Genomic DNA, 4931 nt, shown 5'->3' on the forward strand with positions numbered 1-4931 from the left:
CCTGTATTCTTACGTTCCAAGACGGACACATCCTCTCAAAAATCATTGTAAGGACTTAACTAAAATGTGTCCATGAAACTATACTAACTCCATTTATTATAATCTAAATATTAAGCGCTTACTTTATAAAATTCATTATTATTTTTATCCAACCGAAAAATGACAACCATAGCGGTACACTGAATAAAGTTCCCCATATTAATCCCTTTATAAAAGCATTAAGTCCATCCATAATAAAAATCCCTCTCAATTAGGTTGCATTTTTATTATTGTCCCCATGTTCTTTATTCTAGATCCCTTTTACGGTAATTTTTCCGATAATGAAAATAAAAAAAGAAGACTGAATAACAGCCTTCCCTAACGTAATTTTTATCCCCTGATTTGCTTTTTCCAGTTCATTTTCCCTTGATGAACTCTCGCACATCTTCAATAGATAATCCTAGATTTTTAGCCTCTAAAATTAGATAAACCCATTCTTCCCGTTCATTGTTAGCTTCCATGATAAATCCCACCCAACTTGTGGTAACACAGCCGTCTTAGCATTTAGCATTAGACTGTAATTTTGCGTCCCTACTTTTCAATAGGTTTGCCTTTCTCAAGAATATTTCACATTAATTATTCTCCAAGATTAATAAATCTCTTGCATTCCCTGTTTATAAAAAATTTCCCCTTAATTAAAACTATATTAATGTTAATTATACTTAAAAACGTAATAATAGCTCTTAATACTATTCGTTTTTTTCTATCATTTTTCAACATCATTCATCAAAAAATGACATTACAATGTAAAAACACTGGTATAATGCGCTTTCTTTACAACTCTTTTATTAAAAGTAGATTTATAATAGCATATATAAGCTCGAATTTGTTATTCCACAAAAATAACATTTCGAAATAAGTGGGCTAAGTGATTCAGTTTTAATTTATTTTCCTAAGAAAAAAAGCCAGCATTACAAACCATAATATGGCTGTAACCTGACTTTTCGTGAACTCTAGTAAATATTTACACACTTGATTCCATTTGGATACCTAATAAATTGCTAAACATCCCTTTTTTTCATTCGCTAACTGTTTATATTCACCGACCTGAATGATTTCTCCCTGATCCATGTCCAACACTTGATCGGCATTGCGAATCGTCGATAATCGATGAGCTATGACGATCATTTTTCCTTTTAATCTTTCAATAGCGGATTGAATCTTCGCTTCGTTCTCCGTATCCAAAGCACTTGTTGCTTCATCCAAAACCAGGATGGCCGGTTTGCGTAAAATCGCTCTGTCTAGTACCAGACGCTGCCTTTCTCCTCCCGATAGTCGGACACCTCGATCTCCGATAATTTCTTATCTTATAAAATTGATCTAACCGAGAAATAACAACCACAACGGAAAGCTTAAAAGCGTTCCCCACAGTAGTCCCACAACAAGAACTTCTGAAAATAAAGATCTTCTCTTTTGTAGTCTTAGGACTCTTAGCTCCTTTGACTACCCATTTAGACAAAAGGAGAGCTTCCTGCATACTTCCTCATTCACCTTCTTAACACAAAAAAAGGACTGATTTCTCAGCCCTATTTTACATCCGTTATGATTTACCAAGAAAAAAAGTCAATAAAGAAATCAAAATTAAAATAATAGTAATATAAGACCCAATAAAAATTTTCTTACTTCTTTCTTTCTTTTCATAAGCTTCCTCGAACGTAATAAATTTGTTTTTTGTCATCAAATATTCTCCTTATATTTTGATGGCAGCTATCTGACAACGCTTTCAGCGAAGTCCCTTTGCTTGATCTTCATATTAAAGTATCGACCAAACGGCAAAAATATTAACTGTATTATTCACTATTTTTATACTGAGCAAGATTTTATAAATTAATATCAGTTCTTTACTATATAGTTTACTATAAATCATACAAAATACATTAATTCAATATATTCCATTATGCCCAAAAGTCTTTTATACCAAGATATTAATTCAATAATGCAAAGCAAATATCCCTAACTGTTTCATAGAACTATTTTTAGAGCTGCAATTTGATTAGTCCCTATCCATTTACTGATTAGTAAATAAAAAGGATAGAAATTCACCTTTTGCCAAAAATAACAAAAAGGATATCAACGGGAGGAAGAGAAAAATGGATTCAGAAATGCAGGAGAAATGCGGGGTATTTGGAGTGTTTAATCACTCCAAAGCAGCCGAATTAACTTATTATGGACTTCATGCACTTCAACACCGTGGTCAGGAGAGTGCAGGAATTGTGGCTAGTGATGGGAAATCATTCAGGAATCACAGGGGAATGGGATTAGTTACCCAAGTATTTTCACGGGACATCCTTGATGGATTAAGCGGAAATATGGCCATTGGTCATGTACGATATTCAACTTCTGGTGAAAGTTTATTGCAAAACGCACAACCTCTCGTTTTTAAATATAGCGAGGGGGACCTGGCTGTTGCTCATAATGGCAACCTCGTAAATGCAAGGATAGAACGGGATGTGTTACAACAGCAGGGAAGCATATTTCAAACAACAACTGATACTGAAATTATTGCTCACTTAATAGCTCGTTCAAGTAAAAAGCATTTCGCAGAAAGCGCACCTGATATTCTTAAACGTCTCGACGGTTCATTTGCCTTGATTATAATGACTGAAAAACAAATGCTAATTGCCCTGGATCGTCATGGGTTACGTCCGCTTAGCCTTGGAAAAATTGGTGAATCAATCATCGCCTCCTCAGAAACATGCGCTTTAAATGCGGTTGATGCTAAGTTCTGGCGGGAAGTTGAACCAGGTGAATGGCTTCTTATAGATGAAAATGGAATTCAAACTGGAAGATTTGCGGAAAAAGGTAAGGTTTCCCTTTGTTCCTTTGAATTTGTCTATTTTGCCCGTCCAGATAGCGTTATTCAAGGAAGAAGTGTCTTAACAATCCGGAAGGAATTAGGTGGAATTCTGTCAAGAGAACATCCGACACAAGCTGATGTTGTCGTTGCAGTTCCCGAATCAAGCGTCCCTGCCGCCATTGGTTTTTCTCAACAATCAGGAATTCCATATGAAATGGGGATTATTAAAAACCCTTATGCTGGTCGTTCATTTATTGAGCCCACGCAAGAATTGCGCGACTTAGCTGTTCGACTTAAATTAAGCGCTGTGCAAGAAATTTTGGAAGGAAAAAGGGTGGTATTAGTCGATGATTCGATTGTTAGGGGAACGACAAGCAAGCGCATTGTCCAATTGATTAGGCAAGCAGGTGCCAAGGAAGTCCATGTAAGAATTAGTTCACCTATGGTTAGAAACCCTTGTTTTTATGGAGTGGATATGCCAACTAAGGAAGAACTATTTGCCAACAAACACGAACACGAACGAGCTATGGGAAAGGTTATCGGGGCAGATTCATTAGCCTTTTTAAGCACCGATGGGTTATTAGAGGCAGTAGATGTAGATCTTGGAGAAACTAGCAGCCGCTGTATAGCCTGTTTTAGTGGTGCATACCCAACTAATATTTGAAGTGATACAGCTTAAGTAGGCTAAAAATGGCAGGCACCACAAAAACAACCTTCTTTGTGTGATGCCTGCCATTTCCCTACTATTAAACCTTGGAATTTGTCACTGTTTTCTCTTACCACTTACAATTATAGCTCTCACTTTCTTTCTCTCTACAAATGGATGCCTCCACTTATCTATACAACTATTTTAAGGTGTTCAAGTTTATGCTGAACCGGGATTTAAGAGGTTCGTGTTACTAGGCTTCTTCACCCTACTCCAAAACCAATACTGATCCGCATTACGAATCGTCTATAACCGATGAGCAATTACAATATTGGTCAAGGTTCCTTTGAGTCTTTCAGGCACTTGTTGTTTCATCTAGAACAAGGATTGATGGTTTACGTAAAATTCTTCGGGCTAGTACACGAGCTGTTTTTCTCCTCCTAACAGTCGAACTTCTCGATCACCAGTGAGTGTATCTTTTTATTCCGAGTCTTTAATTTCTTAACTTATAAAATTGATTATAATTTTACTCCAACCAAAAAATGACAACCACAATGGTAAACTGAATAATGTTCTCCTCAATAGTCCCCTCACAAAATTGCTAGGTTTATTTATAATAAACTATCATTCATTTATATGATTTTTTATTGTGACCTTGTTCCTGTTTTAACACACCAATTAATTCCATTTAAACAAAAGGAATAGAAACAGTTTGTGGTTGATTAGAAAAACAGTTCATAAAAAAAGAAGGCTGATTAACAGCCTTCCCCATGTACACATATTCTTATATTTTCCATTGATATGATGACTTTTCAAGTTCTGTCCTCTCCTAATGAAGTCACGAACGATAATCCTGAATTTTTCCCCTTTATACATACCATTCTTTTACTCTGTACCTATTTACCTCATACAAAATACCTTTCCTTAAATGATCTGAAGTTTATATTTTTATGACAGATGATTTCACCGATTTTCTTCATACCCATGTGTCCCCGTAGACACCTTTTATCATAATGTTACTTCGCTTACACATATCATGATGGATCTTTAAAACCACGCATACTAAGGAGCCTAAAACTTTTTTATTTTAGGCTCTCAATAAACAAACTAATGACTTTTATTTAACACGCTATCTGCTCTGCTAAAGTGGTTCTCCTAACACTTTGGAGGTACATTTAGGTTAATACTCATTATATCAAAACATATTACTTTAACCTTCTTCGATGTTGGTTAAAAACCTTGATGAAAATACTATTATCATCGGATTTAAAAAACTTAACTCCAACTAATTTTAAGGGCGTCCATATTTCTCTCATTTGGTATAAAGGCATTTTTAAAAAAATTCACCCTTTCTTAATTAACCCAGTCAATAGAGCAACCGCTCTCTAGATATGAGTCATAGCTTTTAATAGTTTCTCTTTCTTTAATTCATTTAATAATACCCATTAT

Annotated in this window: 2 protein-coding genes, 2 pseudogenes and 1 riboswitch; of the genes and pseudogenes, 1 reads left to right on the top strand and 3 read right to left on the bottom strand. The window is 35.2% G+C overall.

Annotation, left to right across the window (positions count from 1 at the left end):
* Nucleotides 1–395: 395 nt before the first annotated feature.
* Nucleotides 396–500 (bottom strand): anti-repressor SinI family protein, encoded by a 105-nt coding sequence (locus tag ACFWE9_RS25915; protein ID WP_082162823.1) that lies wholly within the window; start codon nucleotides 498–500, stop codon nucleotides 396–398.
* Between the two features lie 18 nt (nucleotides 501–518).
* Nucleotides 519–601: riboswitch (cyclic di-GMP riboswitch) on the bottom strand.
* A 402-nt stretch (nucleotides 602–1003) separates the two neighbouring features.
* Nucleotides 1004–1338 (bottom strand): annotated as a pseudogene (locus tag ACFWE9_RS25920) (ATP-binding cassette domain-containing protein); the annotation flags it as partial.
* A 791-nt stretch (nucleotides 1339–2129) separates the two neighbouring features.
* Between ACFWE9_RS25920 and purF the strand changes: the two are divergent.
* Complete coding sequence (gene purF / locus ACFWE9_RS25925; protein WP_377359524.1) at nucleotides 2130–3500, top strand: amidophosphoribosyltransferase; 1371 nt, start codon at nucleotides 2130–2132, stop codon at nucleotides 3498–3500.
* Between the two features lie 291 nt (nucleotides 3501–3791).
* Here the strand turns inward: purF and ACFWE9_RS25930 are convergent.
* Nucleotides 3792–3959: pseudogene (locus ACFWE9_RS25930) on the bottom strand (ABC transporter ATP-binding protein); the annotation flags it as partial.
* Between the last annotated feature and the right edge of the window lie 972 nt (nucleotides 3960–4931).

The organism is Peribacillus sp. NPDC060253, assembly GCF_042727425.1.
In the GTDB taxonomy this organism is placed as follows: Bacteria; Bacillota; Bacilli; order Bacillales; family DSM-1321; genus Peribacillus.